The following is a 3,043-nucleotide window of genomic DNA, read 5'->3' on the forward strand; positions in this document are numbered from 1 at the left end:
GGCGCCTTTGGCGTTTCTGGAAGCTGCATCCCCTCGATCACACCTACGGCTTTCCCATTCGGGGCACGGTTGCGATACGCCGTTACCACGCTGTAATAGACCCTATCGTCTGGTAGAGGCCAAGCAGCCAGCACTGCACAACCCTTTCTCCCCCGTAGGACCATCAGCCTGTCATAGCCGCTCATTGCGTTGAATTCGCAAACAATGGTGGTCCCATGCACGATGATGTCGCTAACGAAGCGGGGCACATCGTAGATGGTCGGATAGCCCCATTTGACCAAATCATGCCCCCGTTCCAGCCAAATGTGCCTCACCCCGAAGCCTTTATGTGGGCCTATATGCTTCCCAGCACGAAGGTAAATGTCCCCTCCAGGCTGGTTAAGCAATTGGCTTGTGACCTTCACAGCCCCCCAGCTATCAAGGGCGGTAAGCGGGTGCGCTATGTTGAAGTCTTCGTGGTGGTTGAACTCAACGGGGATGGGATGAGGCGGCGGCGCCTTAAAGCGTGACACTGGGAATCTCCGGCAGACAGGGGGCACCATGGTCTCATCACGACCACGCGCACCAGGAGGCCCATCGGCGTTCCGAGAAGGGGTATGAGGTCATAGGATTTGGCGCGGAGCTTACTACAGGAGCAACGCAAGTGGGCATCGCTTCAGGAGTGCCCATGTTTCGCCACATCACCCGCCCGGTTCATCCCCTGGTCGCCAACCTCGCCCACACCTGGCTGCGCTGGCAGGTCTGGCCCCAGGCCCTGGCCCTGCTGGCCGCGCGACTGTGCCTGTTCGAGGCCTTTGCCCGGTCGGGCTGGCTCAAGCTGCAGGACTGGGAGGCCACCCTGTTCCTCTTTCAGGAGGAGTACCACGTGCCCTGGCTGCCGCCCGAATGGGCCGCCTGGCTGGGCACGGGCGGTGAGCTCGTTTTCCCGACGCTGCTGGCCCTGGGGCTGCTCGCGCGGCCGGCGGCCCTGGGGCTCTCGGTGGTCAACGCCGTGGCCGTGATCGCCTACCCCGACCTGGCGCCCGCCGCCTTGAAAGACCACCACCTCTGGGGCGTGCTGGCCTTGGGGCTGGCGCTGTTTGGAGCCGGGCGCCTCTCGGTGGACGCCTGGTGGTGGGGACGGTGGGGGCGTCGCCTTGCCCCCTGGGCTCAGGGCAGTTCGGCCGATCCCATGCGGGCGGCGATCGTGCCCGAGCGGCTCAGGATGTAGCCCGAGGCCGGCTGCTTCTCGAAGCGCTTGGGGGCGGGCAGCATCACCGCCAGGCGGGCGGCCTGGCCGCTGCCCAGCCGGTCGGCGTCGGTGCGGAAGTAGTGGCGGGCCGCCGCCTGGGCGCCGAACACGCCTTCGCCCCACTCCACGTTGTTGAGGTAGATGTCGAGGATGCGTTCTTTGCCCAGCAGGCCTTCGAGCATGAAGGTCAGTGCGAACTCCTGCCCCTTGCGCAGCAGGCTGCGTTCGCTGCTCAGGAAGAGGTTCTTGGCGAGCTGCTGGGTGATGGTCGAGCCGCCGATCACCTTGGGCGTGACCTTGCTGGCATCGGGCGGGGGCGGCACAGGGCGGCCGCGCGCCTGGGCGCGTGCCACGGCGCGCTCGTAACGGGCCTGTGCCTGCTGACTGACCTTGTCGGCACGGGCCTTGGCGGCGTTGTTCTTTTTCCAGGCGTTGCGCAGCGCATCCCATTCGACGCCACCGTGGTCGGCAAAGTTGGCGTCTTCGCTGGCGATCACGGCGCGGCGCAGGTTGTCGGAGATGGCGCTGCCATCCTGCCATTGCTGGGACCAGCTGATGCGCCCCTGTTCGCGCAGCAGGCGCACCGCCTCGCTGCGCTGGAAGCTGGTGGACTCGGGCGCCAGCACGCGCATCAGGGCGATGCGGGCCGCGAAGTACAGCTGTAGGCTCAGGAAGCCCAGGAAGATCAGGAGGCTGATTCGCCAGACTGCGCGCATCGGGGGAGGGCCTTCGTGGGGTTCAGGGATGGAACGGGTGGGCTCAGTGCGCTGCTGCGGCGTCGACTTCCTGGCGCAGCGCGGCCAGCACCGGGGCGCTGTCGGGGCGCACGCCGCGCCAGAGCTGGAAGCTCTCGGCGGCCTGCTCGACCAGCATGCCCAGGCCATCGCGGCCGATGGCGCCATGGGCACGGGCCCAGTCCAGGAAGGGCCGGGCGGCGGGGCCGTACATCATGTCCAGGGCCAGGCTGCCCGGGCGCAGCACCTGTGGGCCCACGGGCACGCCTTCACCGCCCAGGCTGGCCGCGGTGCCATTGATGAAGACGTCGTAGGCCTCGCCGGGATCCTGCAGGCCGCGTGCGCTGAGCCGCGTGCCGTGGGTGGCGGCCAGGGCCGCGTGGCGGTCGATCAGGCCTTGCGCCTTGCTCACGGTGCGGTTGGCCACCACCACCTCGGCGGCGCCGGCCTCGATCAGGGGACCCAGCACGCCGGCGGCGGCGCCACCGGCACCCAGCAGCAGCACGCGGGCGCCCTTGAGCGACACGCCGGCGTTGACGGTGATGTCGCGCACCAGACCGGCGCCATCGGTGTTGTCGGCCAGCCAGCCATCGGCGTCGAAGCGCAAGGTGTTGGCCGCCTGGGCCAGCTCGGCCCGGGGGGTGCGCCGGGTGGCCAGCTCGAAGGCTTCGAATTTGAAGGGTACGGTGACGTTGGCACCCTTGGCCCCGGCCGCCACGAAGGCCTGGATGGTGGCGGGGAAGGCGTCCAGCGGGCAAAGCAGGCGGTCGTAGGCCAGGGCCTCGGCCACCACCTGGTCGCGGTGCACCAGGCCGACATAGCGCTCGCCGAACTGGCCGCGCATCACCTGCGCGACGTCGGCCGAGAGCTGGCGGGTCGCATCGCCCTGGTTGATCAGGTGCATGTGGCCGTGAAAGCGCGGGTTGGACTCGGTGTAGCTGTCGACCAGGGTCTCCATCATCGGCAGCGAGGCGTAGGAGGCCGCGTCGGGCATGTTGACCAGCAGCGCCATGTCGGCCGCGGCCAGCGCCTGGCGCAGGTAGACCGAGGGGCCGGGCGGGGTGTCCAGCAGCACGAT

At 68.3% G+C, this 3,043-nt stretch carries 4 protein-coding genes; 1 reads left to right on the forward strand and 3 read right to left on the reverse strand.

Annotated elements, in window-relative coordinates; all coding sequences use genetic code 11:
- Positions 1 to 512, reverse strand: a 512-nt coding sequence (locus QZ994_RS19240) for a hypothetical protein (RefSeq protein WP_290877529.1), incomplete at its 3' end; no start/stop codon positions are given.
- 155 nt (positions 513 to 667) lie between these two features.
- Between QZ994_RS19240 and QZ994_RS19245 the strand changes: the two genes are divergently transcribed.
- A complete protein-coding gene (locus tag QZ994_RS19245; protein ID WP_290877532.1) occupies positions 668 to 1,210 on the forward strand; it encodes a DoxX family protein in 543 nt (180 codons plus the stop codon).
- Here the strand turns inward: QZ994_RS19245 and QZ994_RS19250 are convergent.
- Together QZ994_RS19250 and aroE are read right to left on the reverse strand one after the other, a co-directional pair.
- Positions 1,150 to 1,947, reverse strand: a complete 798-nt coding sequence (locus QZ994_RS19250) for a transglycosylase domain-containing protein (protein ID WP_290877535.1) — start codon at positions 1,945 to 1,947, stop codon at positions 1,150 to 1,152. The two genes, QZ994_RS19245 and QZ994_RS19250, sit on opposite strands and share 61 nt — an antisense overlap.
- A gap of 43 nt (positions 1,948 to 1,990) precedes the next feature.
- The gene (gene aroE / locus QZ994_RS19255) at positions 1,991 to 3,040 is read right to left on the reverse strand and encodes a shikimate dehydrogenase (RefSeq protein WP_290877538.1); all 1,050 of its coding nucleotides are present in this window, start codon (positions 3,038 to 3,040) and stop codon (positions 1,991 to 1,993) included.
- Positions 3,041 to 3,043 lie beyond the last annotated feature (3 nt).

This window comes from Aquabacterium sp., assembly GCF_021768455.1.
Lineage (GTDB): Bacteria > Pseudomonadota > Gammaproteobacteria > Burkholderiales > Burkholderiaceae_C > Aquabacterium.

Bases quoted from the DNA above. Each gene is read 5' to 3' on its own strand.
- QZ994_RS19245 (WP_290877532.1), top strand. From the start codon at position 668: ATGTTTCGCCACATCACCCGCCCGGTTCATCCCCTGGTCGCCAACCTC.
- QZ994_RS19250 (WP_290877535.1), bottom strand. From the start codon at position 1,947: ATGCGCGCAGTCTGGCGAATCAGCCTCCTGATCTTCCTGGGCTTCCTG.